General features: G+C 63.2%; 24 protein-coding genes. 12 read left to right on the top strand and 12 right to left on the bottom strand.

Annotated elements, in window-relative coordinates:
• Window positions 1–22: 22 nt before the first annotated feature.
• Both B5526_RS24845 and B5526_RS24850 read right to left on the bottom strand, forming a co-directional pair.
• A complete protein-coding gene (locus tag B5526_RS24845) occupies window positions 23–304 on the bottom strand; it encodes an ABC transporter substrate binding protein (RefSeq protein WP_244562395.1) in 282 nt (93 codons plus the stop codon).
• 99 nt (window positions 305–403) lie between these two features.
• On the bottom strand, window positions 404–1,399 hold the full coding sequence (locus B5526_RS24850; protein WP_079542484.1) for a polysaccharide deacetylase: 996 nt from the start codon (window positions 1,397–1,399) through the stop codon (window positions 404–406).
• A gap of 219 nt (window positions 1,400–1,618) precedes the next feature.
• On the opposite strand from B5526_RS24850, the gene B5526_RS24855 reads away from it, so the two are divergent.
• From B5526_RS24855 to B5526_RS24865, 3 genes are all read left to right on the top strand, one after another.
• Window positions 1,619–2,386, top strand: a complete 768-nt coding sequence (locus B5526_RS24855; RefSeq protein WP_079542485.1) for an outer membrane protein — start codon at window positions 1,619–1,621, stop codon at window positions 2,384–2,386.
• A gap of 184 nt (window positions 2,387–2,570) precedes the next feature.
• Window positions 2,571–2,786 carry a nucleotidyltransferase family protein gene (locus B5526_RS24860; RefSeq protein WP_244562396.1) on the top strand — a complete coding sequence of 72 codons (216 nt, stop codon included), beginning with the start codon at window positions 2,571–2,573 and terminating at the stop codon, window positions 2,784–2,786.
• Window positions 2,786–3,019 (top strand): HepT-like ribonuclease domain-containing protein, encoded by a 234-nt coding sequence (locus B5526_RS24865; RefSeq protein ID WP_154071444.1) that lies wholly within the window; start codon window positions 2,786–2,788, stop codon window positions 3,017–3,019. The genes B5526_RS24860 and B5526_RS24865 overlap by 1 nt, the downstream gene beginning before the upstream one ends.
• Window positions 3,020–3,025: 6 nt before the next feature.
• On the opposite strand, the gene B5526_RS24870 is transcribed toward B5526_RS24865, so the two are convergent.
• Window positions 3,026–3,424 (bottom strand): MAPEG family protein, encoded by a 399-nt coding sequence (locus B5526_RS24870; RefSeq protein WP_079542486.1) that lies wholly within the window; start codon window positions 3,422–3,424, stop codon window positions 3,026–3,028.
• An 88-nt stretch (window positions 3,425–3,512) separates the two neighbouring features.
• Here B5526_RS24870 and hemH point away from each other — a divergent pair, with 88 nt between their 5' ends.
• From hemH to B5526_RS24890, 4 genes are all read left to right on the top strand, one after another.
• Window positions 3,513–4,550 carry a ferrochelatase gene (gene hemH, locus B5526_RS24875; RefSeq protein ID WP_079542487.1) on the top strand — a complete coding sequence of 346 codons (1,038 nt, stop codon included), beginning with the start codon at window positions 3,513–3,515 and terminating at the stop codon, window positions 4,548–4,550.
• Between the two features lie 48 nt (window positions 4,551–4,598).
• The gene (locus tag B5526_RS24880) at window positions 4,599–5,588 is read left to right on the top strand and encodes an ABC transporter substrate-binding protein (protein ID WP_079542488.1); all 990 of its coding nucleotides are present in this window, start codon (window positions 4,599–4,601) and stop codon (window positions 5,586–5,588) included.
• 200 nt (window positions 5,589–5,788) lie between these two features.
• Window positions 5,789–6,790: an SPFH domain-containing protein gene (locus B5526_RS24885; RefSeq protein ID WP_079542489.1), complete on the top strand. Its 1,002-nt coding sequence runs from the start codon at window positions 5,789–5,791 to the stop codon at window positions 6,788–6,790.
• A 132-nt stretch (window positions 6,791–6,922) separates the two neighbouring features.
• Window positions 6,923–7,369: an NfeD family protein gene (locus B5526_RS24890; RefSeq protein WP_079542490.1), complete on the top strand. Its 447-nt coding sequence runs from the start codon at window positions 6,923–6,925 to the stop codon at window positions 7,367–7,369.
• A gap of 49 nt (window positions 7,370–7,418) precedes the next feature.
• Here B5526_RS24890 and B5526_RS24895 read toward each other — a convergent pair whose 3' ends face one another.
• Complete coding sequence (locus B5526_RS24895; protein ID WP_154071754.1) at window positions 7,419–7,736, bottom strand: winged helix-turn-helix transcriptional regulator; 318 nt, start codon at window positions 7,734–7,736, stop codon at window positions 7,419–7,421.
• Window positions 7,737–7,828: 92 nt separating this feature from the next.
• Here B5526_RS24895 and B5526_RS24900 point away from each other — a divergent pair, with 92 nt between their 5' ends.
• Window positions 7,829–8,377, top strand: coding sequence for a carboxymuconolactone decarboxylase family protein (locus B5526_RS24900; protein WP_079542492.1), 549 nt, complete (start codon window positions 7,829–7,831; stop codon window positions 8,375–8,377).
• A gap of 154 nt (window positions 8,378–8,531) precedes the next feature.
• Here the strand turns inward: B5526_RS24900 and B5526_RS24905 are convergent, their stop codons facing one another.
• Window positions 8,532–9,554, bottom strand: a complete 1,023-nt coding sequence (locus B5526_RS24905) for a KpsF/GutQ family sugar-phosphate isomerase (protein WP_079542493.1) — start codon at window positions 9,552–9,554, stop codon at window positions 8,532–8,534.
• 209 nt (window positions 9,555–9,763) lie between these two features.
• Here B5526_RS24905 and B5526_RS24910 point away from each other — a divergent pair, with 209 nt between their 5' ends.
• The gene (locus B5526_RS24910; protein WP_079542494.1) at window positions 9,764–11,506 is read left to right on the top strand and encodes an outer membrane beta-barrel protein; all 1,743 of its coding nucleotides are present in this window, start codon (window positions 9,764–9,766) and stop codon (window positions 11,504–11,506) included.
• A 172-nt stretch (window positions 11,507–11,678) separates the two neighbouring features.
• Here B5526_RS24910 and B5526_RS24915 read toward each other — a convergent pair whose 3' ends face one another.
• On the bottom strand, window positions 11,679–13,136 hold the full coding sequence (locus tag B5526_RS24915; RefSeq protein ID WP_079542495.1) for a glutamate synthase subunit beta: 1,458 nt from the start codon (window positions 13,134–13,136) through the stop codon (window positions 11,679–11,681).
• 144 nt (window positions 13,137–13,280) lie between these two features.
• Window positions 13,281–18,029: a glutamate synthase large subunit gene (gene gltB, locus B5526_RS24920; RefSeq protein ID WP_079542496.1), complete on the bottom strand. Its 4,749-nt coding sequence runs from the start codon at window positions 18,027–18,029 to the stop codon at window positions 13,281–13,283.
• Window positions 18,030–18,507: 478 nt separating this feature from the next.
• Here gltB and B5526_RS24925 point away from each other — a divergent pair, with 478 nt between their 5' ends.
• Window positions 18,508–19,224 carry a hypothetical protein gene (locus tag B5526_RS24925; protein WP_079542497.1) on the top strand — a complete coding sequence of 239 codons (717 nt, stop codon included), beginning with the start codon at window positions 18,508–18,510 and terminating at the stop codon, window positions 19,222–19,224.
• A gap of 177 nt (window positions 19,225–19,401) precedes the next feature.
• Here B5526_RS24925 and B5526_RS24930 read toward each other — a convergent pair whose 3' ends face one another.
• Together B5526_RS24930 and B5526_RS24935 are read right to left on the bottom strand one after the other, a co-directional pair.
• Window positions 19,402–20,172 (bottom strand): alpha/beta fold hydrolase, encoded by a 771-nt coding sequence (locus tag B5526_RS24930; protein WP_079542498.1) that lies wholly within the window; start codon window positions 20,170–20,172, stop codon window positions 19,402–19,404.
• 227 nt (window positions 20,173–20,399) lie between these two features.
• Complete coding sequence (locus B5526_RS24935; RefSeq protein WP_079542499.1) at window positions 20,400–20,864, bottom strand: Hsp20 family protein; 465 nt, start codon at window positions 20,862–20,864, stop codon at window positions 20,400–20,402.
• Between the two features lie 235 nt (window positions 20,865–21,099).
• Between B5526_RS24935 and B5526_RS24940 the strand changes: the two genes are divergently transcribed.
• Window positions 21,100–22,047: an alpha/beta fold hydrolase gene (locus B5526_RS24940; RefSeq protein WP_079542500.1), complete on the top strand. Its 948-nt coding sequence runs from the start codon at window positions 21,100–21,102 to the stop codon at window positions 22,045–22,047.
• 125 nt (window positions 22,048–22,172) lie between these two features.
• Here B5526_RS24940 and B5526_RS24945 read toward each other — a convergent pair whose 3' ends face one another.
• Window positions 22,173–22,928: a sulfite exporter TauE/SafE family protein gene (locus tag B5526_RS24945; protein ID WP_079542501.1), complete on the bottom strand. Its 756-nt coding sequence runs from the start codon at window positions 22,926–22,928 to the stop codon at window positions 22,173–22,175.
• Between the two features lie 214 nt (window positions 22,929–23,142).
• Between B5526_RS24945 and B5526_RS24950 the strand changes: the two genes are divergently transcribed.
• Entirely contained in the window at window positions 23,143–24,033 is an 891-nt protein-coding gene (locus B5526_RS24950) for a LysR substrate-binding domain-containing protein (protein WP_079542502.1), read from the top strand.
• Between the two features lie 170 nt (window positions 24,034–24,203).
• On the opposite strand, the gene B5526_RS24955 is transcribed toward B5526_RS24950, so the two are convergent.
• Window positions 24,204–25,172 (bottom strand): Bug family tripartite tricarboxylate transporter substrate binding protein, encoded by a 969-nt coding sequence (locus tag B5526_RS24955; RefSeq protein WP_079542503.1) that lies wholly within the window; start codon window positions 25,170–25,172, stop codon window positions 24,204–24,206.
• 149 nt (window positions 25,173–25,321) lie between these two features.
• On the bottom strand, window positions 25,322–26,104 hold the full coding sequence (gene hisN, locus B5526_RS24960; protein WP_079542504.1) for a histidinol-phosphatase: 783 nt from the start codon (window positions 26,102–26,104) through the stop codon (window positions 25,322–25,324).
• Window positions 26,105–26,288 lie beyond the last annotated feature (184 nt).

Here is a 26,288-nt window from a genome sequence, read left to right on the forward strand (position 1 = left end):
CTCAGACGATGATCAACCCAACCTATTCGCTCACGTCGTCGGCGCGGGCGAGCAGCGTCGGCGGGATTTCGATACCCAGTGCCTTTGCCGTCTTGAGGTTTATGACAAGCTGGAACTTGGTCGGTTGCTGGATCGGCAGGTCGGCTGGCTGGGCGCCCTTCAGGATCTTGCCGGCGTAAACGCCGGTCTGCCGATAGGCATCCGCGATGTCTGGATCGTAACTCATCAGTCCGCCGGCTGTCGTAAATTCGCGAAACTGATAGATCGCCGGCATCGCTGCCGCGGCCACCAATGCGACGAGCACCAAGGGAGCGGATCAAGAATTGCAACGCTGTGATATCAATTGCGACCAACTCCTCCGGGTCACGTGCGCCTGCCTGCTGCGCGCGCAACTTGCGTTTGGTCATTTCAGACTGGCCGCCTTGAGGATTGCGTCGGTGTCGGTCAGCCAGACCGCGTCGTCGGTTTTGAGGCGCAAGAGGACACGCCGCAAGGCGGCCGCCCCGTCGGGCGTACCGACGACAAAGGGATGGATTCCGATGACCACCGTTGTGGCCTCGCGCGCAGGGTCGGCGCGGGCCTCGCGGGCCAGCTCCAACACGTAATCCAGCCAAAGTGTCTCGATCTCTGTCGGCGTCTTCATTCGTGCCAGCTGCTGGCCCATGTCGACCGTGACGACGGGATAGGGCAGCAACACCAATGACCCGTCCGGCGTCTTCAGGCGCGAAATGATGTCGGAATCCATCTGGTCGAGGCTGTAGGTGATGCCCTCGGCGGCCATCGCCTGCATCGTGTCGCCATCGGAATAGACGCTCGGAGATGACCAGCCGCTGGGTTTGACGCCGGTCGCGCTGCCGATCAGGTCCAGCGTCCGGCGGATGTAAGCCCTCTCTTCGGCGAGCCCGCGGCCGAGCGGCAGCATGTGGCTGGTGTTGTTCATGCCGTGGGCGACGATCGGCGCATTCGGCTGGGCCGCGCGGAATTCCTTCCACACCGACGGATAGTTGCCGGGAAATTCGGCGTTCAATACGACGCTGAGCGGCACATCCAATTCCCTGAACAATCGGCCGACGCGCGCGATGCCCCAGTCGATCGCGTATTGACGGAAAGCCTCGTTCACGAGGTCCGGGTTGCGGGTCGCCAGGTCCGGACGGAAGACCGGGCCCTGACCGAAGCCGAACTCCTCGACGAATAATGCAAAGCTGACCGCGACCTTTTTGCCGGCAGGCCAGGCGGCGACGTGGACCGGCTCGCGCGCGAAGCCGGTGACCCGATCTGTACCATCCTGCGCTGAGGTCGCGGAGGGAAGGTGAACGGCGAGCAACAGCGCCATTCCGGCGACGACGCCGACCTTCCGGGGCGCCGCGCCTAGAAGCCTGATGAAATCGCGCCGCCGCATTCGTCATCCTGACAAGACGTTTTGCCGTAACTCAAGCCCAGCGCTTTACAAGCTAGCACTTCGCGGCCGGGAGGCGAGTGAGAAAGGAGCCTGATCGATCTCAAACGTTGATCAGAGCTGATTTCGGGTCATTCAAAGCCAGCGTCACTGGCGCGTAACAGACTATTTACGAAATCAATCCAAAGTTGCTCAACCGTTTTGAAAAACCAAGGGACGAAAATGAAAGAGATTTCGCTTGTTGCGATTGCCACGGTGGGGTTTGCCGTGCCCGTACTCGCCGCGGACCTTTCCGCCCGTCCCTTCACCAAGGCGCAGCCGATGGTCGCTGCCATATACGATTGGAGCGGCTTCTATGTTGGTGCCAACGGCGGCTGGGGCGGAGACAGAAAGTGTTGGAGCCTTGTCAACAATGGAGCCCCCACCATTGATGTGGGCTGCAACAGTGGAAACGGTGGCGTGGCGGGCGGTCAGGTCGGTTATCGCTGGCAGGCCGCCAATTGGGTGTTCGGTGCCGAAGCGCAGGGCGACTGGGCCAATCTGAAAGGATCCAGTATCAGCCTGGTTAATCCTTTGGTGACCAACCAAAGCCAGGTTAACGCGTTCGGCCTCTTCACTGGGCAAGTCGGTTACGCCTTGTACGACGCTCTGCTTTATGTGAAGGGCGGTGCTGCTGTTGCCGCGGACAAATACAATGGTTTGGGCACCACGACCGGCATCGTCTTCGATCGGGCCAGTGAAACCCGCTGGGGAAGCACGGTTGGCGCCGGTATCGAATTCGGCTTCGCTCCAAACTGGTCGGCCGCGGTGGAGTATGACCATCTGTTTATGGGTAGCGCCAACAACACCTTCATCTCGACTGGGTGGGGACCCAATAACAAGGTGGCAGCTGGCGGATTGGAACGGATCGTAAATATCCGCCAGGACGTCGACATGGTCGCGGCACGGATCAACTACCGCTGGGGTAACCCGGCTGTACCGAAATACTGATCTGACTTCTGTTTCCAGCATACTTATTGATTTGTCGGACGGGCTGGTCGGCACTTCGAAACCAAATGACTTGGAAGAAGTCGATTGGATTTGCTATGATGCTGCGATGAAACGCGATGAAGCCATAAGCCGATTGCGGCAACACGAAGCCGATTTGAGGCGGCTGGGCGTCGAACATCTCTAGCTGTTCGGCTCGACGGCGCGTGGCGAGGCGAATGACGACTCCGGCGTCGACCTCTTTTTCGACTATCAAAAGGGCAAGCTCGGCGTGTACGAGCTAATGGACGTGAAGGAATACGCCGCCAGCATACTCGGCCGTAAGGCCGACATCATGACGCGCGACAGCCTGCACAAGACCCTGCGGGAAGCGATAGAAGCAACAGCAGTTCGCGTGTTCTAGTGATCGCGCGTTCGCTCCTGCCCCGTTTGGTAGACATCATCGAGGCGATCGAACGCATCAACGGCGTATTGGAGAATGTGTCGCTCGAAGCATTCGAAAACGATTGGCGGCGGCAGTGGCTCGTTGAGCGTGGTGTTGCGATTATTTCCGAGGCCAGCCGTCATCTCCCGGATGACCTGAAAGCGCGCAATCCGGAAAGTTCGATTACTTCGTCGCGGTGCTTCTCGCAATGACGATCTCTACACCGGCCAAAACCCGCGGATCGCCGGCATGAGGAAAATCGCCAGATTGATCGCAAAGCCGAGGCTCCACAGGATCGAGCGCAGCGTCGGCCGGTCGCCGACATAGGTGAAGACATAGGCGATCCGCACGATCACGAACAATACCGCCAGTTCGTCGACCAGGCGCTGCGGGCCGCCGCGAAATTCAGCCAAAAGCACCGCGAAGGCGAAGAACGGAAAGGTCTCGATGCCGTTCTGGTGCGCGCCCAGCGCGCGGGCGCGGATGGGGTCGTCGTAGAAGGCGGGATCGCGCGGTCTCGAATTGTCGAAGCGGCGAAACCCGATCCATTTGACCGACCCGATGGTCAGCAAATAGAGCATCAGCGCTGCGAAAACACACCATTCGGCGACCGTCATGGCTCCCCCGAAGCACAGGAAAACGTGACACTATCGAAAGAGCCATTATCTTGACAAGGATAGTCCAACGCGCGAAGCCACACCCATCATGGCAACCGTCATACCAATCGAAAGCGCAAAGCCGGCCACCGAGTTGCGGCCGGAACGCATCGGCGTGCTCCTGGTCAATCTCGGAACCCCCGATACCGCGGATGCCAAGGGCGTGCGCGTCTATCTGAAGGAATTTCTGTCCGATCCGCGAGTGATCGAGGATCAGGGGATTTTGTGGAAGCTGATCCTGAACGGCATCATCCTGCGCACCCGCCCGGCCCGCAAGGCGCGCGATTACCAGAAGATCTGGAATTTCGAGAAAAACGAATCGCCGCTGAAGACCATCTCCCGCTCGCAATGCGAAAAACTCGCGGCTGACATTGCGGACCATGACCATGTCGTGGTCGATTGGGCGATGCGTTACGGCAATCCCTCGATCGCCTCGCGCATCGAGGCGCTCACGGCGCAGGGCTGCGGCCGGCTGTTGGTGGTGCCGCTCTATCCGCAATATTCCGCCGCGACGTCGGCGACAGTCTGCGACGAAGTGTTCCGCGTGCTCGCCACCATGCGCGCGCAGCCGACGTTACGGGTGAGCCCGCCCTATTACGACGACCCTGATTATATCGAGGCGCTGGCGGTCTCGATCAACGCGCATCTAAAAACTTTGCCCTTTCAGCCTGAGCTGATCGTGGCCTCGTTCCACGGCATGCCGCAAAAATATGTCGACAAGGGCGATCCCTATTTTGCGCAATGCCATGCGACCACCGATGCACTGCGCAAGCGCATGGAGCTCGACGCCTCAAAACTGCTGCTGACTTTCCAGTCGCGCTTCGGCTCCGACGAGTGGCTAAAGCCCTATACCGACAAGACCATGGAGAGGCTGGCAAAGGAGGGCGTGCGCCGCATCGCCGTGGTGATGCCCGGTTTTTCCGCCGATTGCCTGGAGACTCTGGAAGAGATCGCCCAGGAGAATGCCGAGATATTCAAGCATAATGGGGGCGAGCAGTTTGCCGCGATCCCCTGCCTCAACGACAGCGAGCCCGGCATGGACGTGATCCGCCAATTGGTGCTGCGCGAGCTGCAGGGCTGGATATAGAAGCTGGATATAGAGGCTGGATTTGACGGGAATGGCGGAAACTTCGCGATGAGGCGACGGGAGTTTATCGGCATTCTCGCCGGCGCAACGTTGCCGCTCGCGGCGCGGGCGCAGCCGTCGGGCGCGGGCATGCGCCATCTCGGGGTACTTACGGTAACCGCCGCCGGCGATCCGGCCACGGAGACGCGTACCGCCGTGCTGGTCGAGGCGCTGGCCGCACTCGATTGGAAAGAGGCCGGCAATCTGCGCATCGACTGGCGCCACGGCAGCGGCGAGCGCAAGCTGATCGCAGAGTTCGCCGGCGAATTGGTCGCGCTTGCCCCCGACGTCCTTCTCGCCGCCGGCACGCCGTGCGTCGATGAATTGCGGCGGCGAACCAGCACGATCCCCATCGTGTTTGCGGTCGTCACCGATCCGGTCGACCAGGGTTTTGTCGTAAGCCTCGCGCATCCCGGCGGCAACATCACCGGATTCACCGATTACGACGGGCCGATGGCCGGCAAATGGCTCGAGATGCTGACACAGATCACGCCGCCCGCCGCGCGCGTGGCTGCTCTTTACAATCCTGCGACTGCACCCTTCGCCCATCTCATGCTGCGCGCCATGCATGACGCTGCGCCGTCGCTGGCGGTGACGGTGCGCGAAGCGCCGGTGCACGACCGGGCCGGGATTGCGGCGATCATCGCGGCGCTGGCGGCAGAAAAGAACGCGGCGCTGCTGGTGCTGCCGGATTTCTTCACCATCGCCAATCGCGCTTCTATCCTCGCGGCCGCGGCGCAGGCCAATTTGCCCGCGGTCTATTGGAATCGCGCCTTCGTCGCCGATGGCGGGCTGATGTCCTATGGCACCGATAACGACGATCTCTTCCGCCGCGCGGCTGCGTATGTGGATCGCATCCTCAGGGGCGACAGGCCGAGCGAACTTCCGGTCCAGAACCCGACGAAATTCGAGCTGACGATCAACCTCCGGGCGGCGCGGACGCTCGGCGTCACGATCTCGCCGTCGCTGCTCGCGACCGCCGATGAGGTGATCGAATAGCGGCGTTTCGGCCGCCTATCACCTATCCCGCGTTCAGGTCAGGTTCGACTGGCGGCCGGTAAACTCGTATATAGCTATGCTAGCGGAGAACAGCCGGGTTGAACCGGCGCCGGCGATGGCCAGACCAACGGCAGGGCCTTCGTAAAGCACGTTGGGCGGGGAATTTACGCGGGCACATCCGTGTCCGCCTTGGAGGATTTATGACCGGTTTTGATATTTTCGCGATTGCACTGGTATTGCTCGTTATCTTTACGCTATTCGCCGGCATCAAGACGGTGCCGCAGGGCTATGACTGGACCATCGAGCGGTTCGGCAAATACACCCGCACGCTGGCGCCGGGGCTCAACATCATCGTGCCCTATTTCGACCGCGTCGGGCGCAAGATGAACATGATGGAGCAGGTGATCAGCATTCCCGAGCAGGAGGTGATCACCAAGGACAACGCCACCGTGACGGTCGACGGCGTCGCGTTCTTCCAGGTGTTCGATGCCGCGAAAGCGAGCTACGAAGTATCCAACCTCCAGCAGGCGATCATCGTTCTGACCATGACCAACATTCGCTCGGTGATGGGCTCGATGGACCTCGACCAGGTGTTGTCGCATCGCGACGAGATCAACGAGCGCCTGCTGCGGGTGGTCGATGCCGCGGTGTCGCCGTGGGGGCTGAAGGTCAACCGAATCGAGATCAAGGACATCGTGCCGCCCGCCGATCTCGTTGAGGCGATGGGACGCCAGATGAAGGCCGAGCGCGTCAAACGCGCCGACATCCTGCAGGCCGAAGGCCAGCGGCAATCGGAAATCCTTCGCGCCGAAGGCGCCAAGCAAGGCCAGATCCTGCAGGCCGAGGGCCGAAAGGAGGCAGCGTTCCGCGACGCCGAAGCGCGTGAGCGCTCCGCGGAAGCCGAAGCCAAGGCGACGCAGATGGTCAGCCAAGCCATCGCCCAAGGCGATGTCGCCGCGCTGAACTATTTTATCGCCGACAAATACATCAAGGCGTTCGGGCAATTGGCGGATTCGCCGAACCAGAAGATCATCATGTTGCCGATCGAGGCGATGAGCATTCTGGGATCGCTCGCCGGCATCGGCGAGATCGCGAAGGCGACGTTTGGGGAAAGCGCGGCATCGGCCGCGGCCGCCGCGCGGCGTTCCTCGGTGCCGGCCACCGGCACCGTTCCGCCGGTCCCGCCGCCGAGCGGAGCTTGATCCCAAGCGCATGATCCGGAAAAGTGGATACCGGTTTTCCGAAAAGATCATGCGCCAGAAATAGCGCATGATCCGGAAAAGTGGATACCGGTTTTCCGAAAAGATCACGCGCCAGAAATAAAGGGTCACACCATGACCGAGATGTTCTCAACGTTGGGCACCTGGAACTGGCTGATCTTCGGCGTCATCCTGATGGCGCTGGAATTGGTCGCGCCCGGGGTGTTCTTGTTCTGGCTCGGGCTTGCGGCATTGCTGGTCGGGCTGTTGTCGTTTGTGATCAATCCGTCCTGGCAATTGCAGATGCTGATGTTTGCGATCTTTGCCGCCGCCGCGGTGCCGTTGTGGCGTCGCCTGGCGCGCAGCAATACCGCGGTCAGCGAGAGCAATCCGTTTCTCAACAGGCGCGCCGACGCGCTGGTCGGGCGGGTGTTCACGTTGGAAAAGCCGATCATCGACGGCTCCGGCACGGTGCGGATCGACGACACCATCTGGCGCGTCGCCGGCCCCGATACGCCAGCCGGCAGCCGGGTCAGGATCGTGCAGGCCGACGGCGCCAGCCTGACGGTGGCGGCGGCTTGATCTTACCTCGCCCCGCTCGCGGGGAGAGGGAGAAGTGGTCGCCTCTTCTTCAGCCCTGACCCTTGTTCCACCGCTCGGCAAAGCGATGCAGCGGAAGGAAGGTTTGAAAAAGCTCCCGCCCCATCTCCGTGAGGCGGTAGCCGCTGGCAGGAATGAGTTCGATAAGACCCGTCTCGCGCAGCTCGGACAATCGCGCCTGCAGCACGGTAGGCGAAGCTTCATCGCAGGCGGCGCGCAGCGCGCGCGATGTCAGCGGCTGCTCGCGGAGTTCCCAGATGATCCGCAAGCTCCAGCGCCGGCCCAACAGATCGAGCAGCGCCATGATCGGCCGGCCCGATTTCGAGCCGCGCACGGCGCGTTTTTTCATGGCGGCAGGCTGTTTCGGCACTTTGGTCTCCTTGCGGTCTGCTACAGATAATGTAGCATCTCGCTACGTTTAGTGTAGCACGGGAGACGACCATGTCACGCATCGCGCCGCTAGAGCCGCCTTATGCACCGGAGATTAAAGAACAGTTCGACCGCATCATGCGCGGCGCGCCACCGCTCGTTCTGTTTCGAGTCATGGCAAGCAATCCGCGTGCCTGGGAAAAATTCCGCGCCGGCAGCTTGCTGGACCCTGGCCCGTTGCCGCTGCGCGAGCGCGAGATCGTCATCGACCGCACCTGCGCGCTGACCGGTTGCGAGTATGAATGGGGCGTGCATGTCGCGATATTTGCCGCGGTGGCGCATCTGACCGATGAGCAGGTGCGCGCCACGGTGCTGGACAAGCCAGATGCGCCGTGCTGGTCGGTTGCCGAGCAGGCGCTGGTTGCCGCCGTCGACGCGCTGCATGCCCGCGCGACGCTGAGCGAAGCCGAATTCAAGGTGCTGTCGGCGCATTACGACGACGCGCAGATTTTCGAGATCATCCTGCTGTGCGGCCTCTATCGCACCGTGTCGTATCTCGCGAACGGGCTGGCGCTGCCGCTAGAGGAAAAGGCGGCGAGATTTCCGGTGGCGGCGAACTAAACAATCTTCGTCATTCCGGGATGCGCCTTCCTTCGGCAATTGCCGACCTGAGGCGGCAGGCCCGGAATCCATAACCCCCAATCGTGGTTATGGATTCCGGGTTCGTGCTTCGCACGCCCCGGAATGACGGAAGCGGTAGGGCGCCGCTCGGCGCCTACGCCACCCCGGCGCGGAGCACGTCATGGACGTGCACGATACCGACCGGCTTGTTGCCCTCGGCGACGATCAGCATCATCACCGCAGGCTTCGACGCGGTGACGCTCTCGCGCATGATCTCGCTGGCGAGCATGCCCGGCGCGATCGTCCGCGGATTTTTCGTCATGACGTCGTCGACCAGGGCCGTCATCAAATCGGGCCGCATCTGACGACGCAAATCACCGTCGGTGATGATGCCGGCAATGTCGCCGCCACGGTCGACGATACAGACGCAGCCAAATCCCTTCGACGACATTTCCACCAGCGCGTCCGACATTTTCGTGCCGAGCGGTTTGATCGGGATCGCGTCACCCGTGTGCATGATGTCGCGGACGAATTTCAGCATCGCGCCAAGCTTGCCGCCGGGATGGAAATTGGCGAATTCCAGCGCCGTAAAGCCGCGGCCTTCGAGCAGCGCAATCGCGAGCGCGTCGCCGATCGCGGCCTGCATCAGCGATGACGTCGTCGGCGCCAAATTGTGCGGGCAGGCTTCGCGCGCCTTCGGCAATTCAAGGACGATCTGCGCGGCTTCACCAAGCGGCGAGGCCGCATTCGCGGTCACCGCAATCATCGGAATGGCAAAACGCTTCGAATAATTGACGAGGTTTTTCATTTCCGGCTGCTCGCCGGACCACGACAGCGCGATGATCACATCGTCGGCCGTGATCATGCCGAGATCGCCGTGGCTCGCTTCCGCCGCGTGCACGAAGAACGCCGGCGTGCCGGTCGAGGCCAGTGTCGCCGCGATCTTGCGCGCCACGTGGCCCGATTTGCCAAGCCCGGTGACGATCACGCGGCCTTTGGCCTGCCGGATCAGATCGACCGTCTCTGTAAACGCCAGCCCCAGCGGGCCCTCGAGCGCCGCGGCAATCGCACTGACGCCGTTGACACCGGCATCCAGCGTGCGCAAGGCGGACGCAATGGTCTCGTTCGCGTGATCGGTCCCGGATGATTTTGTCATCAGCGGCTTCGGTTTGGGCATGTCTCGTTCCGAAAGGGGGCATCGCTTTTTGATGCCGGGCCCCTCTCCTTAGCACGGCCGATTTGGCGTTGCGACGCGCGCGGGCGGCTCTCAACGGCTCATTAACCATAATTGTTTTAACTCCATTAACGACGTTTTCCGCCAAGCATCCGGGCGTGCCCGGAAGGTGATCGGCAAGCGTATGAATTCGTTGGGGTATTTTGATCGTGATGGAGGGGCCAGCAAGGGGCCGCCGCAGGCGCGTGATCGCCTTACGCGCTGTCTTGCCATGCCTCGCGCTGATCGCCTTCGCAGGCTCATCGGCCGAGGCCCAGACCCTCACCCCCGACCTGTTCCGCCCGCAGCGCGACGGCTTTTTGACGGCGCAGAATTCGCCGCTGCGCAAGATCGGTGACAAGAGCGATCCCACCGCCGACCCCACCGATCCCGCCAACGACCCAAAGCTCCGCGACAAGGACGTCGCACCGCCCGCACCGTCGCGGATCGGCCAGATCCCGACCTACGGCCTGCCCGCCGCCAATGGTGCTGCTGGCTCCGGCTTCGACTCGCTCAACCGCACCCGCAAGAAGCCAAAATTTTATCCGGGCCAGGCAAAGCCGAAACCGCCGCCGGGTCCCGGCACGCCTGCGCTGTCGACACCGGCCGCGCCTTTGGTTTCCATCGGGCGCGAGCGATTGGCGGTGCCGCCGTCGGAGACTGCTAACAAGCTGCCGATCCCGCCGGCGATGGCCGGCACCGTGGTCGGTCAGCCGCCGCGCAAACGGCTCCTGATCGATAACGATCCGTTCGGCGCGGTCGGCGATTATGTCGGCGGCTTCCTCGTCAAATCCGCCGTCGAACTTTCCGGTGGTTACGACACCAATCCCGCGCGCCTGCCCGAGCCGCACGGCTCGCCGTTCTATGTCGTCGCGCCCGAATTTTTGGCGGTCTCCGACTGGGAGCGCCACGCCGTCGTCGCCGATCTGCGCGGATCCTTCACCGGCTATGGCAACCAGATGCCGCAGATCGTCGACGGCGCGGTTTCACCGGCGCCGACCGACGTCGACCGTCCCAATTTCATCGGCCATGTCGACGGCCGTCTCGATGTCAGCCACGATCTGCGGCTGACCGCGCAGACGCGGCTGTTGGTTACGACCGACAATCCCGGCAGCCCGAACATCCAGGCCGGGCTCGCGCGCTATCCGATCTACACCACGCTCGGCGGCACTTTTGGATTCGACCAGAATTTCAACCGCCTGGAGATCGCCGCCGGCGGCACCGTCGACCGCACCGCCTACCAGCAATCAAAACTCACCGACGGCGCCTTCTTCTCCAACGACGACCGCGATTTCAACCAATATGGCGGCATCGGCCGCGTCAGCTATGATCTGTTGCCCGGCGTAAAGCCGTTCGGTGAGATCGAGGGCGACACCCGCGTCCACGATCTGCAGTTCGACCGCAGCGGTTTTCAGCGCGATTCGAACGGCGGCTACGCCAAGGCCGGCACCTCCTTTGAGTTCTCGCGCCTCCTGACCGGCGAAATCTCGATCGGCTACGCCGCGCGCAACTATATCGACCCCAGGCTCGAGCGCCTGCAGGGCCTGCTCACCTCGGCCTCGCTGATCTGGAACGCGACGCCGCTAACCACGGCAAGATTCTTTTCCGACACCCAGATCGCCGAGACCACGCTGCCCCTGACCTCGGGCGTGCTGGTGCACACCTACACCTTCGAGGTCGATCATGACTTCCGCCGCTGGCTGACGGGAATTGGAAGGTTCACCTTCGGCACGCTCGACTACCAGGGCAACGTTCGGCGCGACAAGACCTACTCGCTCGAGGGCGATTTGATCTACAAGATGACGCGCAATCTCTGGCTCAAGGGTACGCTGCGGCGGGATATTCTGGATTCCAACGTGCCGCTCTCGAGCTCGGCGTCGACGGTGGTGATGCTGGGCGTGCGGCTGCAGAATTAGGGCTCGCTGTCATACCCCGCGAAAGCGGGTATCCAGAACGCCGCGGCCTCTCGATTGATCACCAGCGTCTCTGGACTACTGGATCACCCGCTGGAGCCTGTCATCGGGCGGCGCGTTGCGCCGACCCGGTGGCGGGTGATGACGACTTTTGAGCGTTGTTCTCGAGAAGAACCTACCTTGGCAAATTCGTCGTCCCCATCAGAAACTGATCGATCGCCCGCGCGCAGAGCCGGCCCTCGCGGATGGCCCACACCACCAGCGACTGGCCGCGGCGCATGTCGCCGGCGGAGAAGACGTTGGGGCGCGAGGTCTGGTAGTCCGCGGTGTTGGCGCGGACGTTGCCGCGCTGGTCGAGGTCGACGCCGAGGGTCTTCAGCAGGCCCTCATGCACCGGATGGACAAAACCCATGGCGAGCAGCACGAGCTGCGCGTCGAGTTCGAATTCGCTTCCCGCGATCGGCTTGAATTTTTCGTCGACCTGCACGCAATGCAGTTTTGTCACCTTGCCGTCGACGCCGGAGAATTTTTGCGTCAGCACGGCGTATTCGCGTTTTGCCCCTTCGGCCTGGCTCGACGAGGTCCGCATCTTTAAGGGCCAGTTCGGCCAGGTTAGGCCCTTGTTCTCGCGCTCCGGCGGCGCCGGCATGATTTCGAGCTGCGTCACCGAGAGCGCGCCCTGCCTGAAAGAAGTGCCGATGCAGTCCGAGCCGGTATCGCCGCCGCCGATCACGACGACATGCTTGCCGCCGGCCAGAATATCCGGCGTGCCGTCGAGCGGCTCCTCGGAGACGCGGCGGTTCTGCTGCGGCAAAAAATCCATCGCGAAGTGAATCCCAGCAAGATCGCGGCCGGGGATCAGCAAATCGCGCGCGGCTTCGGCGCCGCCGGTCAGCGCCAGCGCGTCATAGTCGTTGAGCATCGCGCGCGGATCGATCGCGCCGGGTGAAGTGCCGCCGACCGGGGTGTTGTAGTGAAAGGTCACGCCCTCGGCTTCCATCTGCGCAACACGGCGGTCGATGACATGTTTCTCCATCTTGAAGTCGGGAATGCCATAACGCAGCAAGCCGCCGGCCTTGGCCCAGCGCTCGAACAGATGCACGTCGTGGCCGGCGCGCGCGAGCTGCTGCGCGCAGGCGAGCCCCGCGGGGCCGGAGCCGATCACCGCGACCTTCTTGCCGGTCTTGGTTGCCGGGATTTCCGGCTTGATCCAGCCGTTCTCCCAGGCGCGGTCGACGATCGCGCATTCGATGGTCTTGATGGTGACGGGATTGTCGTCGATGTTGAGCGTGCAGGAGGCTTCGCACGGCGCCGGGCAAATGCGCCCGGTGAATTCCGGAAAATTATTGGTCGAGTGCAGATTGCGCGAGGCTTCTTCCCAATTGTTTTGATAGACCAGATCGTTGAAATCCGGAATCTGGTTGTTGACCGGGCAGCCCGGCGTGCCCGGCGCCACCGAGCCGGTGCCGTGGCAATAGGGAATGCCGCAATTCATGCAGCGCGCCGCCTGGTCGCGGGTGTCCTTCTCGCTCAAGGGAACGACGAATTCGCGATAGCTCTTGATCCGCTCGGCGACCGGCTCGTATTTGCGGTCGTGCCGCTCGATCTCAAGAAAACCCGTAATCTTGCCCATTAATAAACCTGACGCCCTCTGCCTCGTCGTTTCTCTCCCCTCATCCTGAGGAGCGGCGTCTTCGCCGCGTCTCGAAGGATGAGGCCTCAGCGTGGCCTCATGGTTCGAGACGGCGCAAGCGCCTCCTTACCATGAGGATAACAATTAAGCCCCGATCGCGATTTTCGGCTCGGCGTCGGCGTTGGCCTTCAATTCCTTCAGCGCGCGGCGGTATTCCACCGGCATCACCTTGCGGAATTTCGGCAGCCAGGTCTTCCAGTCGGCCAGAATGTCGGCGGCGCGCTTCGAGCCCGTCAATTTCGCGTGGCGCGTGATCAGGACATGCAGCCGCTCGATATCGGACTCCAGGAGATTGGCGAACACGTCGACCCGGCCGTGGGCCTCCAGATCGCCCGAGGCGTGATAGGCGTTCTCGTTGATCATCTCTTCCGAGAGCACCGGTTCGAGCTCGACCATCGCCATGTTGCACAGTTTCGGGAAGTCGCCGGCCTCGTCGAGAACGTAAGCCACGCCGCCCGACATGCCGGCGGCGAAATTGCGTCCGGTCTTGCCGAGCACCACGACGATGCCGCCGGTCATGTATTCGCAGCAATGATCGCCGGCGCCCTCGACGACCGCGACCGCGCCGGAATTGCGCACCGCGAAGCGTTCGCCGGCGATGCCGCGGAAATAGCACTCGCCCTCGATCGCGCCATACATCACGGTGTTGCCGACGATGATGGACTCTTCCGGCACAATCGCCGAATTGCGCGGTGGCTTGACGATGATGCGGCCGCCGGAGAGGCCCTTGCCGACATAGTCGTTGCCTTCGCCTTCGAGATCGAAGGTGACGCCGCGCGCGAGCCACGCGCCGAATGCCTGGCCCGCGGTGCCCTTGAAATTCACCTGGATGGTGTCATGCGGCAATCCGGCATGGCCGTAGATTTTCGCGAGGCTGCCGGACAGCATCGCACCCGCACTGCGGTCGGTGTTGTTGATCTCCATGTCGATCTTGACCGGCGCGCCGCGGTCAAGCGCTGCCTGCGCCTTCTCGATCAGCCTCCGGTCGAGCACGGCCTCCAGATGATGGTCCTGCGCCTGCGCGTGATAGATCTTCTGGCCCTTCTCTTCCTTCTGGCGCACGAACAGCTTTGAGAAGTCGAGCCCCTTGGCCTTCCAATGCGCCACCAGCGAGGACTGGTCGAGCATCTGGGTCTGGCCGACCATTTCGTTGAAGGTGCGGTAGCCGAGCTGAGCCATGATCTCGCGGACTTCCTCGGCGACGAAGAAGAAATAGTTGATCACGTGCTCCGGCTGGCCGGTAAAACGCTTGCGCAGCACTGGGTCCTGGGTCGCGACACCGACCGGACAGGTGTTGAGATGGCATTTGCGCATCATGATGCAGCCGGCTGCGATCAGGGGCGCTGTGGCAAAACCGAACTCGTCGGCGCCCAGCAGCGCGCCGATCACGACGTCGCGTCCGGTGCGGAAGCCGCCATCGACCTGGACAATGATGCGGCTGCGCAGCCGCTCTCGCACCAGCGTCTGGTGGGTTTCGGCAAGGCCGATTTCCCAGGGGCTGCCGGCGTGCTTGATCGAGGTGAGGGGAGACGCACCGGTTCCGCCTTCAAAACCTGCGATGGTGACGTGGTCGGCGCGCGCCTTGGCGACGCCGGCGGCCACCGTGCCGACGCCGATTTCGGAGACGAGTTTTACCGACACCAGTCCGTCCGGATTGACGTTCTTGAGGTCGTAGATCAGCTGCGCCAGATCCTCGATCGAATAGATGTCGTGATGCGGCGGCGGCGAGATCAGCCCGACGCCGGGCGTCGAGTGCCTGACACGCGCGATCACGGCGTCGACCTTGTGGCCGGGCAATTGGCCGCCTTCGCCGGGCTTTGCGCCCTGCGCCATCTTGATCTGCATCATGTCGGCGTTGACGAGATATTCGGTGGTGACGCCGAAGCGCCCCGAGGCGACTTGCTTGATCGCCGAGCGCATCGAATCGCCGTTCGGCATCGGCTTGAAGCGGTCGCTCTCCTCGCCGCCTTCGCCGGTGTTGGACTTGCCGCCGATGCGATTCATCGCGATCGCCAACGTCGTGTGCGCCTCGCGCGAGATCGAGCCGAACGACATCGCTCCCGTCGCAAAACGCTTGACGATGTCCTTGGCCGGCTCGACCTGATCGAGCGGCACGGGCCTTCGCTTCTCGTCCTCGGCGGTCTTGATCTTGAACAGGCCGCGCAAGGTCAACAGCCGCTCGGACTGCTCGTTGAGGATCTTTGCGAACGCCCGGTAGCGGTCCAGCGAATTGCCGCGCACGGCATGCTGCAGCGTCGAGACCGACTCGGCGGTCCAGGCGTGATCCTCGCCGCGGGTGCGATAGGCATATTCGCCGCCGACATCGAGCGCGGTCTTGTAGACCGGCGCATCGCCGAACGCGTCGGCGTGGCGGCGCGCGGTTTCCTCGGCGATCTCGGCCAAGCCGACGCCTTCGATCTGGGTGTGGGTGCCAGCGAAATATTTCGAGACGAAATCCGCCTTCAGTCCGACGGCGTCGAAAATCTGCGCGCCGCAATAGGACTGATAGGTCGAGATGCCCATCTTCGACATCACCTTCAACAGGCCCTTGCCGATCGACTTGATGTAGCGCTTGACGATTTCATAATCGTCGAGCGCCGACGGCAGACGGTCCTTCATCGAGATGATGGTCTCGAAGGCGAGGTAAGGATTGATCGCCTCGGCGCCGTAGCCGGCCAAACAGGCGAAGTGGTGCACCTCGCGCGGCTCGCCGGATTCAACCACCAGCCCGACCGAGGTGCGCAGACCGGTGCGGATCAGATGATGATGCACGGCGGCGCAGGCGAGCAGCGATGGAATCGGAATCCGGTCCGAGCCCGCCATGCGGTCGGACAGGATGATGATGTTGACGCCCTCGCGGACGGCTGCCTCGGCGCGCGCGCAGAGTTCGTCGAGCACCTGCTCGAGGCCTGCCGCGCCGAAGCCGGCGTGGAAGGTGGTGTCGAGCGTGCGCGACTTGAAATGGCTGTCGGCGATTTCCGAGATCGAGCGGATCTTTTCCAGATCGGCGTCGGTCAGGATCGGCTGACGCACTTCGAGGCGCTTGGTGAGGCCCGCCATGCCCTGCAGATCGAACAGGTTCGGCCGCGGCCCGATGATCGAGACCAGGCTCATGACCAGTTCTTCGCGGATCGGATCGATCGGCGGATTGGTCACCTGGGCAAAATTCTGCTTGAAATAGGTGAACAGCGGCTTCGGCTTGTCGGACAGCGCCGAGATCGGCGTGTCGTTGCCCATCGAGCCGTTGGCCTCTTCGCCCGTCGACGCCATCGGCGTCATCAGGATGGTGATGTCTTCCTGGGTGTAGCCGAACGCCTGCTGCCGATCGAGCAGCGGTAGGTTGGAGCGCATACCCTTGGTCGGGGCGTCGGGCAATTCCTCGAGCACGATCTGGGTGCGGTCGAGCCATTCGCGATAGGGATGGTTTTTTGCCAATTGCGCCTTGATCTCGTCGTCCGGAATCAGGCGACCCTGTTCGAGGTCGACCAGCAGCATCTTGCCGGGCTGCAATCGCCACTTGGTGACGATGTGCTCCTCGGGGATTTTCAACACACCCATTTCGGAGGCCATGACGATACGGTCGTCCGACGTCACGAGATAGCGCGCCGGCCGCAAGCCGTTGCGGTCCAGCGTAGCCCCGATCTGGCGGCCGTCGGTGAACGCGATCGCGGCCGGGCCGTCCCACGGCTCCATGATCGCGGCGTGGTATTCGTAGAACGAGCGGCGCTGTTCATCCATCAACGGATTGCCGGCCCAGGCTTCCGGAATCATCATCATCACGGCATGCGGCAGCGAGTAGCCGCCCTGCACCAGGAATTCGAGGCCGTTGTCGAAACAGGCGGTGTCAGACTGGCCCTCATAGGAGATCGGCCACAGCCTGGAGATGTCCTTGCCGTAGAGTTGCGAATGCACCGAGGCCTGGCGCGCCGCCATCCAGTTGACGTTGCCGCGCAGCGTGTTGATCTCGCCATTATGCGCGATCATCCGGTACGGATGCGCCAGCGACCAGGTCGGAAAGGTGTTGGTCGAGAAGCGCTGATGCACCAGCGCCAGCGCGCTTTCGAAATCCGGCTCGGACAGATCGGGATAATATTTGCCGAGCTGGTCGGCCAGGAACATGCCCTTGTAAACCACGGTGCGGCACGACAGCGAGACCGGGTAATAGCCGGCGAGCCCGCGGTCGCGGCGCTGATAGATCGCCTGCGAGATCGACTTGCGCAGGATGTAGAGCCGCCGTTCAAAATCGTCCTCGTTCTTGATGTGGGCGCCGCGGCCGATGAACACCTGCATATGCGCAGGCTCGGTCGGCTTGACGGTGACGCCGAGCGAGGAATTGTCTGATGGCACGTCGCGCCAGCCGAGCAGCGTCAGGCCCTCGTCCTTGATCTGGTCGGCGATGATGCTCTTGATGACTTTGCGCCACGCCGTCTCCTTCGGCATGAACAGCGCGCCGACCGCGTACTCGCCTGGCTTCGGCAATTGGAAGCCGAGTTCGGCCGCCTTGCGCTCGAAGAAGGCGTGCGGGATCTGCACCAGGATGCCGGCGCCGTCGCCGGCGCGCGGATCGGCGCCGACGGCGCCGCGATGCTCGAGGTTGCAGAGGATGTTGAGCGCGTCGGAGACGATCTGATGCGACTTCTTGCCCTTGATGTTGGCGATGAAGCCGACGCCGCAGGAATCCTTTTCCAGCGAGGGATCGTAGAGACCCTCAGCGGGCGGCCGCCAATCGTGCTCGCGCAAATTTTCTTCGAGTTGTTCCGCCGGTTTCGAAGCCGGGGCCGCCGACAGCGCATCCGTGGTGGTGTATTCGCGCTCGAACTCCGACCCGCTCATCTCTTCGTCCTCTCGATCCGGTAAGGGCCTCACCGTCGTGGTCGGCGCACCTTGGGCGTCTGCGGAACCCCACCGGGCCACCGCTCGTCCTCCGCGAGCCGCAATTTGATAATTTCAGGCCTGGGCGTCCAGCATCCCCGACGACGGACGGCCTTGCCTGCTATCTCTTCGGCGCCGCGTCTTCGCAAGCCACGCCGCCTGGCCTTGCGTTGCAATCCCTGTGCCGGGTTTGCCGCCGCAATTGCGACAGTGATACTGTCCTAAATGCCACAATGCCAAATTTTTCTTTATCACACAAGCGCATGAAAGTCGCCGCCTGCATGCCGGATACGCGGTGCTGACGAGGTCGGCCGCGGGACCTGCGGATTTGCGGCGAACGCGCCGCGATCCGGCCCAAGCTCCGCCGGAATCAGCCCTGAAGTTAGGTTTGGCACAGAGGCGAAAACGCTCTGGGCGGGGGCGGTACAGGAGCGATGCAATGAAGCTGTTCACGGGATGGGTGGTGTCGGCCGGGCTGGTTCTCGCGGCCACCGCCGCCAGCGCGCAAGGTGTCGCGCCACATGAAATCGGCGGGCCGCGATACGCGCCGGCGTCTGACTTCGATGGCCCCTATGCGGCGATGCCGCCGGAGGCGCCTTCGCCGCGCTACGGCGGGCCGATGTTGCTGCCGCCCGAGGAGGTCTACGCGGTGGTCCGCGAGAACAGGTTTTCGCCGCTCGGAATTCCCAAGCTGCGCGGCTTCGTCTACGTCATTCCCGTCGTCGACCGCACCGGCGAGGACGGCAGGCTGGTGATCGATGCCCGCTCCGGACAGATCATCCGTTTCGTGCCGGCCTACCGGATGGGCGACAATTCCAACGAGGATGTGACTGGGAGCTACGGCCCGGCCGGGCCACTGCCGCCGGTCGGCGTAGCCCACAGGGCGCCCCGGCCGCCGGGTTCGATCCCGCATGTCGCCAGCCGCGCGCCACTGGTGCCGCTGCCGAAACCGCCGCCGGTGCGCCAAGACGACGTGAAGCCGTTGGCGGAAAAGCCCGTCGCACCGCCGCCGCAGCAATCGGCCGCAGTCCTGCCGAAACCGGCTGATGCACAGCCCGCGCCGCAAGCCCCGGCACCGCCGGCGGTCGAAGCAAAACCCGCCGCACCGCAGATTGCGCCGACCCAGGAAATGCCGAAGGTGCAGGGGCTGGAGTAGCGAGGCCACCCATCCACGAGTCGTCCCCGCTCTCCACAAGTCGTCCCCGCGAAAGCGGGGACCCGACCACAGGCTCTAGTTGTTGCGCGAAAGCCGTCGACCAGCGTCTCTCAAAATAACCGCCGCGGCGTATGGGTCCCTGCTTTCGCAGGGACGACCATAAATACGGAACGACCGCTACTTCTTCCGCCCGGCCGCCGCGAGAATCAGATCGGCGACTTCCTTGGGATGAGACACCAGCGACAGGTGACCTGCGTCCAGCTCCACCGTGGTCGCATTCATGCGCTTTGCCAGAAATCGCTCGAGGTCGGGATTGATAGTCTGATCCTGTTTCGACACGGCGTACCACGACGGCTTGGAGCGCCAGGCGGCCGCAGTGGTACGTCCGCCGAACAGTGAGGCGGCGGTAGGCTCCTGCACGGCATAAAGCACTCTTGCCTTACTGGGCTCGACGCCATTGGCAAAATATTTGAGGAAGGACTCCTCGGACAGTTGGGTAAATCCGTCGTGCTCCTGGACACCCGCCCGCACCGCACCTGTCGGAAACTTTCCAGATAGCGCGACAAAATCCTCCCCGGCGTCAGGGGCGCGGGCGGCCACATAGACCAGCGCCGTGACCTTCGGGTCGATCCCGGTCTCGCTGATGACGGTGCCGCCCCAGGAATGGGCGACCAGCACGGTCGGGCCGTCCTGCAGCGCCAGGGCGCGGCGGGTTGCTGCGACGGAATCTTCCAGCGAGGTCAGCGGATTTTGCACGGCGGTGACTTTCAGGCCGGCGGCCTGCAGCAGCGGAATGACCTCGGCCCAGCTCGAGCCATCAGCCCATGCGCCATGCACCAGCACGACATTGCGCGCCTCGACGGGCGTTGCCGCCTGCGCAGCGAATGAGCCGAGCGTCGCGACGAGCGCGCTAACGGCGAGTGCAAGGGCGAACCGAGCTATCTTCATCGAACCACTCCGTGACCAAATCTTCTGAGAAGCATCGTACTTCACAGATGTACGGCCGCGAGAGAGGCAACGTTACAGAACATCACAGCCCTGTGAATCCTCCCGCAGTCATTCCGGGCCTGCGCCAAGAGGCGCATCCACGATGTGCAATTGCACATCGGGGAATGACGATGCAAAAAAACGCCCCGGTTTCCCGGGGCGCTTTCGGACTCAACAAAACAACCGCGTTACGCGGCGGCTTTCGAACCGTCGACCACCTGCGGCGCCTGGGCGCTGGTGGAAATCGGAATGCTGCGGGGCTTCTTGGCCTCGGGGATCTCGCGGACGAGATCGACATGGAGCAGGCCGTTCTCGAGCGAGGCGTTCTTCACCACCACGAAATCGGCGAGCTGGAAGGCACGCTCGAAAGCGCGCGCCGCGATGCCGCGATACAGCACCTCGGATTTGTTGCCGTTTTCATTGGCGGACTTCTCGCCCTTGATCGTCAGCGTGTTTTCCTTCGCGACGATCGAAAGCTCGCCTTGCGAAAAGCCGGAAACCGCGACGCTGATGCGGTAGGTGTTCTCGCCGGTGCGCTCGATATTGTAGGGCGGATAGCCGGGGCTGCCGTCGGCGGCGGCCTGGTCGAGCAGTGAGAAGAAGCGGTCGAAACCGACGGTGGAACGATAAAACGGGGTCAGATCATAACGCATAGGGTAGTCCTCCATTGAGCGACTGTTTAAGTGAACCCGCCCGCCATCGGGCCGGGCCTTTGTCCTGTGCAGCCCCAGTGATCCGTTGCCAGAAACACTGGTAGCGGCCTGCACGAAAATGATATGGGAGGGGTGAGACGGCGTTCAAGAGGGCGGCAACGACGCCCGTTTTTGACGCCCCAACGTTTATCCCACCCTTGATTTTCAGCACTTTTCGCCTAACGGTCCGCAGCCCATGACGCTCGTCTCGATTCCCGCCAATCCCGTTCCCGAAGACGTCGTCTCCGGCATCATCAAGACGCCGGACGGCGCCGAATTGCGCTTTGCGCGCTGGGCGCCACCAGCCAACCGCAAGGGCACGGTCTGCGTCTTCACCGGCAGAAGCGAGCAGATCGAAAAATATTTTGAGACCGTGCGCGACCTGCGCGATCGCGGCTTCGCGGTGGCGATGATCGACTGGCGCGGGCAGGGCCATTCGTCGCGGCGCCTGCGCGATCCGCGCAAGGGCTATGTCCGCGATTTCTCCGATTACGAAATTGACGTCGAGACCTTCGTGCAGCAGGTGGTGCTGCCGGACTGCCCGCCGCCGCATTTCGCGCTGGCGCATTCGATGGGCGGCGCGGTGCTGCTGCGGGTCGCCTATGCCGGAAAGCGCTGGTTCGACCGCATGGTGCTGTCGGCGCCGATGATCGATTTGCCCGGACACCGCACCTCGTTCCCGGCCCGCGCGCTTTTGCGCCTGCTGCGGCTCGCCGGTCAGGGCGGCCGCTACATTCCTGGTGGCAGCGATGCGCTGACCGGCGCGGACTCCTTTGTCAACAATCCCCTGACCAGCGATCCCGTGCGCTATGCCCGCAATGCCGCGATCCTGGAAGAAGATCCGACGCTTGGCCTCGGCTCGCCGACGGTGGCCTGGGCCGATACGGCGTTTGCCGCGATGAACGGCTTTCGCGCCGCGGATTATCCGTTGCAAATCCGCCAGCCGATCCTGATGCTGGCAGCCTCCAGCGACGCCGTCGTGTCGACGTCCGCGATCGAGGAATTCGCCTATCATTTGCGCGCCGGCTCGCATCTCGTGATCGCGGGCTCGAAGCACGAAATCCTGCAGGAGCAGGACCGCTACCGCGCCCAATTCTGGGCGGCGTTCGATGCGTTCGTCCCGGGCACGCCGCTGTTTAAATAATCGATGCCCAAGATAACCGTCATGGCCGGGCTTGTCGCGGCCATCCACGTCTTACTTTTTTGGTCTTGGAAGGACGTGGATGCCCGGGACAAGCCCGGGCATGACGGCCAGATGTTTCGACTGCCTTACGCGGCCATCACCTTAAACACCGCGGCTCCCGCCAGATAAAGCCCAAGACAAATCATCCCGATCAGGAACCAGCGGCGGAAGACGTCGGGCTGCATCCGCGAGCGCACCGCTTGGCCGATGAACATGCCGGCAAAGGAGGCCGCCATCGCGACCGCGCCGGGCAGCGCAGTTGCTGCACCCAGCAGGCCAGCGCTGGTGAGATTGAAGGCGAGCGCCAGCGTCGCGACCGTGAAGAACACCCCGAGCGCCTGCACCAGCTCGTCCTTTTCCAATCCGATCGCCTGCATGAACGGCATCGAGGGGATCACCTGCACGCCGGTTGCGGCGGAAACCAGCCCGGTCGTGACGCCGACGATGCCGCCGATCCATTTTTCATCGCGGCGGGCGACCGTGAAGCTGAATTTGTTCAAGCCCACGACCGCATAGATCACCAGCAACGCGCCGAGCACGATCGAGCCGTAGCGCGCCGAGGGGCCGGTCAGCATGCCCGCGTTCAACCAGATGCCGACCACCGTGCCCGCCATCAGCGGCCACAATCGCCGGATGATGTCGCGCAAATAGGGCCCCCCAAAGGTCTGCCAGATGTTGGTGATGACCGCCGGCACGATGACGATCGCCAGCGCCCGCGACGGCTGCATGGTGACCGCGAGCAGGCCCATCGCCACCGTCGGCAGGCCAAGCCCGAGCACGCCCTTGATGAAACCGGCAAGCAGGAACACCGCGGCGATCAGGATGATGAACGGATCGAACATGCCGGAGACATTGACCGATCGGCGTTATCGGCACAATCTGGAGGTTACGGAGATAGCCTTCGGGACTGACGAAGGCTCTTTCCCTGCGTTGCCACACGCACTACCCTCATCCTGAGGAGCGGCCCTCAGGCCGCGTCTCGAAGGATGGGCCACGGGCCTCATGGTTCGAGACGGCGCAAGCGCGCCTCCTCACCATGAGGGTTGGAAAACCGCCATGCGTTTCGATCTTGTCGATCTCCAACTGTTCGTCGCGGTCGCCGATGCGCGCAGCATCACGGCCGGCGCGGTTCGCGTCCATCTGGCGCTCGCTTCCGCGAGCGAGCGGATCAAGGGGCTGGAGGAAGCACTTGGCGTTGCGCTGCTAAAGCGCGGCCGCCGCGGTGTCGAATTGACGGCAGCCGGCGAAAGCCTGCTCGATCACGCCCGCATCGTCCTCCACAATGTGGAAGCGATGCGCGGCGATCTTTCGGCCTATGCCAGCGGGATCAAGGCCAGCGTGCATCTGCTCGCCAACACCTCGGGCCTGTCGGAGCATTTGCCGAAGGCGTTGGCGGCATTTTTGCGCGAACATCCCGATTTCAGCGTCGATGTCGAGGAACGCGAAAGCGCCGACATTGCCACTGCGATCGCGACCGGCGCGGCCGATCTCGGCTTTGCCGCCGAACATGCATTGCCGGAGAACATCGAACGGTTCCTGTTCAGCGAGGACCGCCTGACACTGGTGACGCCGCGGCACGGGCCGTTCGCCGGCCGCCGCGGAATCGATTTTGCTGATGTGACGGACCGCGACTTCGTCGGATTGACCAACGCGACCGCGTTGCAGGTGCATATTTCAAAACACGCCGCCCGGCTCGGCGTGCGCCTGCGGTTCCGCGCACGCTTGCGGGATTTCGACGCGATCTGCCAGCTGGTGGCGGCGAATGTCGGCATCGCGGTGGTGCCGGAAGCCGCAGCCAGGCGCTGCGCCCGATCGATGCCGATCGCGATGGTCAGGATCCGCGACGGCTGGGCCAACCGGCGGCTGGCAATCTGCGCCCGCAGCTTCAAGACGCTGCCGCGGCCGGCCAAGCAACTGGTCGAGCATCTGCGCAAGGCCGCGCATTAACACCCGTCGTCATGCCCGGGCATAGCCGTCTGAAGGACGGCGTCGCTTCCGCTCGCCTATGTCCCGGGCATCCACGTCTTGACACTCCTGCGATGTCGTAGCCCGGATGTAGCGCAGCGAAATCCGGGAACACCGCCCCGGATTTCGCTTCGCTCCATCCGGGCAACCGCTCACTTCTCCGTCGGAACGCCGGCGTCCTTGATCACCTGCGCCCATTTTTTAGTTTCGGCGTCGATAAAGCTGGCAAAATGCTCCGGCGTGTCGCCGACCAGTTCGGCGCCCTGGCTCGCAAGCTTCTCCTTCACTGCGGGATCGCGCATCGCTTCGCTCGCGATCTTGTTCAGCGCGGCGACGATCGCGGGAGGCGTGCCGGCGGGCGCGACCATGCCGTACCAGTTTTCGGCCAGAAGACCGGGCAAGCCGGCTTCGGCTGTTGTCGGCACCTCCATCGCGGTCGGCGCGCGCTCGGGCGCGCCGATCGCAATCGCGCGCAGCTTGCCGGCCTTGATCTGCGGCAACAGCGCCGGCAGATCGAGAAACGCCATCTGCACCTGCTGTCCCAGCAGATCGTTCACGGCCGGCGCAGCGCCGCGATAGGGCACGTGCACGATGTCGATCCTGGCCTTGAGCTTGAACAATTCGCCTGCGAGCTGCGTCAGGCTGCCGGCGCCGGTTGAGGCAAAATTGAGTTTTCCGGGCTGCGCCTTGGCGAGCGCAATCAATTCGCTCATGTCGTGCGCCGGAACGTTGGTCGCGACCACCAGCATCTCTGGCACGGTCGCCACCAGCGTGATCGGCTGCAGATCCCGGCGCGTATCGTAGGCCACCTTTTCCATGCTCGGGCTGATCGTGAGTGCGCCCGCGCTCGAGATCGCGATGGTGTAGCCATCGGGCGCGGCCTTCGCCACAGCGTCGGTTCCGAGCACGCCGCCTTGTCCGCCGCGATTTTCGATCACCACCGGCTGTTTTGCCAGTTCCGACATGCGCTGGCCGACCACGCGCGCGATGATGTCGTTCGGGCCGCCGGCTGGAAACGGCACGATCAGCCGGATCGATCTGTTCGGAAAATCCTGCGCCCCGGCCAAGACCGGCGACAGCAGCACCGACAATGCGGCCACCAGCGTCCACAGAAGTTTCATGCGAGCCTCCTCCCATCCCACTGCCTCCCCTCATGGTGAGGAGGCGCACTTGCGCCGTCTCGAACCATGAGGCCACGATCGGGCCTCATCCTTCGAGACGCGGCCAGGGCCGCTCCTCAGGATGAGGGGAGGGACCTCGCCAGGCAGAACTAGCTGTTCAACAGCTTGAGCGCCGCTTCATGAACCCGCGGATCGCCGGCCGCGATGATGCGGCCGCCGCCCTGCGCGGGCTTGCCTTCCCAGGTGGTGACGATGCCGCCGGCGCCGGTGATGATCGGGATAAGAGCGGCTATATCGTAAGCCTTCAGTTCGGTCTCGACCACGAGATCGAGATGTCCGGCCGCCAGCATGCAATAGGAATAGCAATCGCCGCCGTAACGCGTCAGCCGCACCGCCGCTTCGATGCGCGCGAAGGCTGCGCGATCGGCGGCGTTCATCAATAGCGGGCTGGTCGTGAACGCCGTCGCCTCCTTCAGCGAGGCGCAGCGCCGCACAGCGAGTTTCCGCTCTCCCGACGGCCCATTATAATGCGCCGAGCCGCTGTCGCCGGAAAACCGCTCGCCGATGAAGGGCTGGTGCATCATGCCGAACACCGGTGTGCCCTTGTGCAACAGCGCGATCAGCGTGCCCCAGATCGGAAAGCCCGCGATGAAGGATTTGGTGCCGTCGATCGGATCCAGCACCCAGACATATTCGGCGTCTTCGCGCTCGTTGCCGAATTCCTCACCGACAATGCCGTGCTGGGGAAAGCTTGCCTTGATCAACCGCCGCATCACCGCTTCCGCCGCGCGGTCGGCTTCGGTCACCGGATCGAAATCTTGGCTGTTGCTTTTGTTGTCGATCGAGAGCGAGGTCCGGAAGAACGGCAGGATGGTTTCCCCGGAAGCGGTGGCGAGGCGGCCGATGAAGGCTGTGAAATCGATGACCGTCACGGCTATCCCTCAAAGGTGCGAAGCGGGGCGTTAAGAATTTTTCTTATCGCTCTTGCCTAGCCCAATCCTGCAACTCGCGCACGGGTCACGGAGGCTTAATCCGGCGTCCGCACGCGCTATTTTGCTCCTCCCGAATCAGCCTGCGCATCGGTGAATTTTTTGATGACAGAGGCGTTCACGAGTT

It is taken from the genome of Bradyrhizobium lablabi (assembly GCF_900141755.1).
GTDB lineage: Bacteria > Pseudomonadota > Alphaproteobacteria > Rhizobiales > Xanthobacteraceae > Bradyrhizobium > Bradyrhizobium lablabi_A.

What these genes read in the sequence shown, in the direction of transcription:
- B5526_RS24850 (WP_079542484.1), bottom strand. Translation starts at nt 1,399, where the DNA reads ATGCGGCGGCGCGATTTCATCAGGCTTCTAGGCGCGGCGCCCCGGAAG.
- B5526_RS24940 (WP_079542500.1), top strand. Translation starts at nt 21,100, where the DNA reads ATGACGCTCGTCTCGATTCCCGCCAATCCCGTTCCCGAAGACGTCGTC.
- B5526_RS24905 (WP_079542493.1), bottom strand. Translation starts at nt 9,554, where the DNA reads ATGCCCAAACCGAAGCCGCTGATGACAAAATCATCCGGGACCGATCAC.
- B5526_RS24895 (WP_154071754.1), bottom strand. Translation starts at nt 7,736, where the DNA reads ATGAAAAAACGCGCCGTGCGCGGCTCGAAATCGGGCCGGCCGATCATG.
- B5526_RS24925 (WP_079542497.1), top strand. Translation starts at nt 18,508, where the DNA reads ATGAAGCTGTTCACGGGATGGGTGGTGTCGGCCGGGCTGGTTCTCGCG.
- B5526_RS24945 (WP_079542501.1), bottom strand. Translation starts at nt 22,928, where the DNA reads ATGTTCGATCCGTTCATCATCCTGATCGCCGCGGTGTTCCTGCTTGCC.
- B5526_RS24880 (WP_079542488.1), top strand. Translation starts at nt 4,599, where the DNA reads ATGAGGCGACGGGAGTTTATCGGCATTCTCGCCGGCGCAACGTTGCCG.
- B5526_RS24870 (WP_079542486.1), bottom strand. Translation starts at nt 3,424, where the DNA reads ATGACGGTCGCCGAATGGTGTGTTTTCGCAGCGCTGATGCTCTATTTG.
- B5526_RS24935 (WP_079542499.1), bottom strand. Translation starts at nt 20,864, where the DNA reads ATGCGTTATGATCTGACCCCGTTTTATCGTTCCACCGTCGGTTTCGAC.
- hemH (WP_079542487.1), top strand. Translation starts at nt 3,513, where the DNA reads ATGGCAACCGTCATACCAATCGAAAGCGCAAAGCCGGCCACCGAGTTG.
- B5526_RS24955 (WP_079542503.1), bottom strand. Translation starts at nt 25,172, where the DNA reads ATGAAACTTCTGTGGACGCTGGTGGCCGCATTGTCGGTGCTGCTGTCG.
- B5526_RS24885 (WP_079542489.1), top strand. Translation starts at nt 5,789, where the DNA reads ATGACCGGTTTTGATATTTTCGCGATTGCACTGGTATTGCTCGTTATC.
- B5526_RS24910 (WP_079542494.1), top strand. Translation starts at nt 9,764, where the DNA reads ATGGAGGGGCCAGCAAGGGGCCGCCGCAGGCGCGTGATCGCCTTACGC.
- B5526_RS24915 (WP_079542495.1), bottom strand. Translation starts at nt 13,136, where the DNA reads ATGGGCAAGATTACGGGTTTTCTTGAGATCGAGCGGCACGACCGCAAA.
- B5526_RS24900 (WP_079542492.1), top strand. Translation starts at nt 7,829, where the DNA reads ATGTCACGCATCGCGCCGCTAGAGCCGCCTTATGCACCGGAGATTAAA.
- B5526_RS24930 (WP_079542498.1), bottom strand. Translation starts at nt 20,172, where the DNA reads ATGAAGATAGCTCGGTTCGCCCTTGCACTCGCCGTTAGCGCGCTCGTC.
- B5526_RS24855 (WP_079542485.1), top strand. Translation starts at nt 1,619, where the DNA reads ATGAAAGAGATTTCGCTTGTTGCGATTGCCACGGTGGGGTTTGCCGTG.
- gltB (WP_079542496.1), bottom strand. Translation starts at nt 18,029, where the DNA reads ATGAGCGGGTCGGAGTTCGAGCGCGAATACACCACCACGGATGCGCTG.
- B5526_RS24890 (WP_079542490.1), top strand. Translation starts at nt 6,923, where the DNA reads ATGACCGAGATGTTCTCAACGTTGGGCACCTGGAACTGGCTGATCTTC.
- B5526_RS24950 (WP_079542502.1), top strand. Translation starts at nt 23,143, where the DNA reads ATGCGTTTCGATCTTGTCGATCTCCAACTGTTCGTCGCGGTCGCCGAT.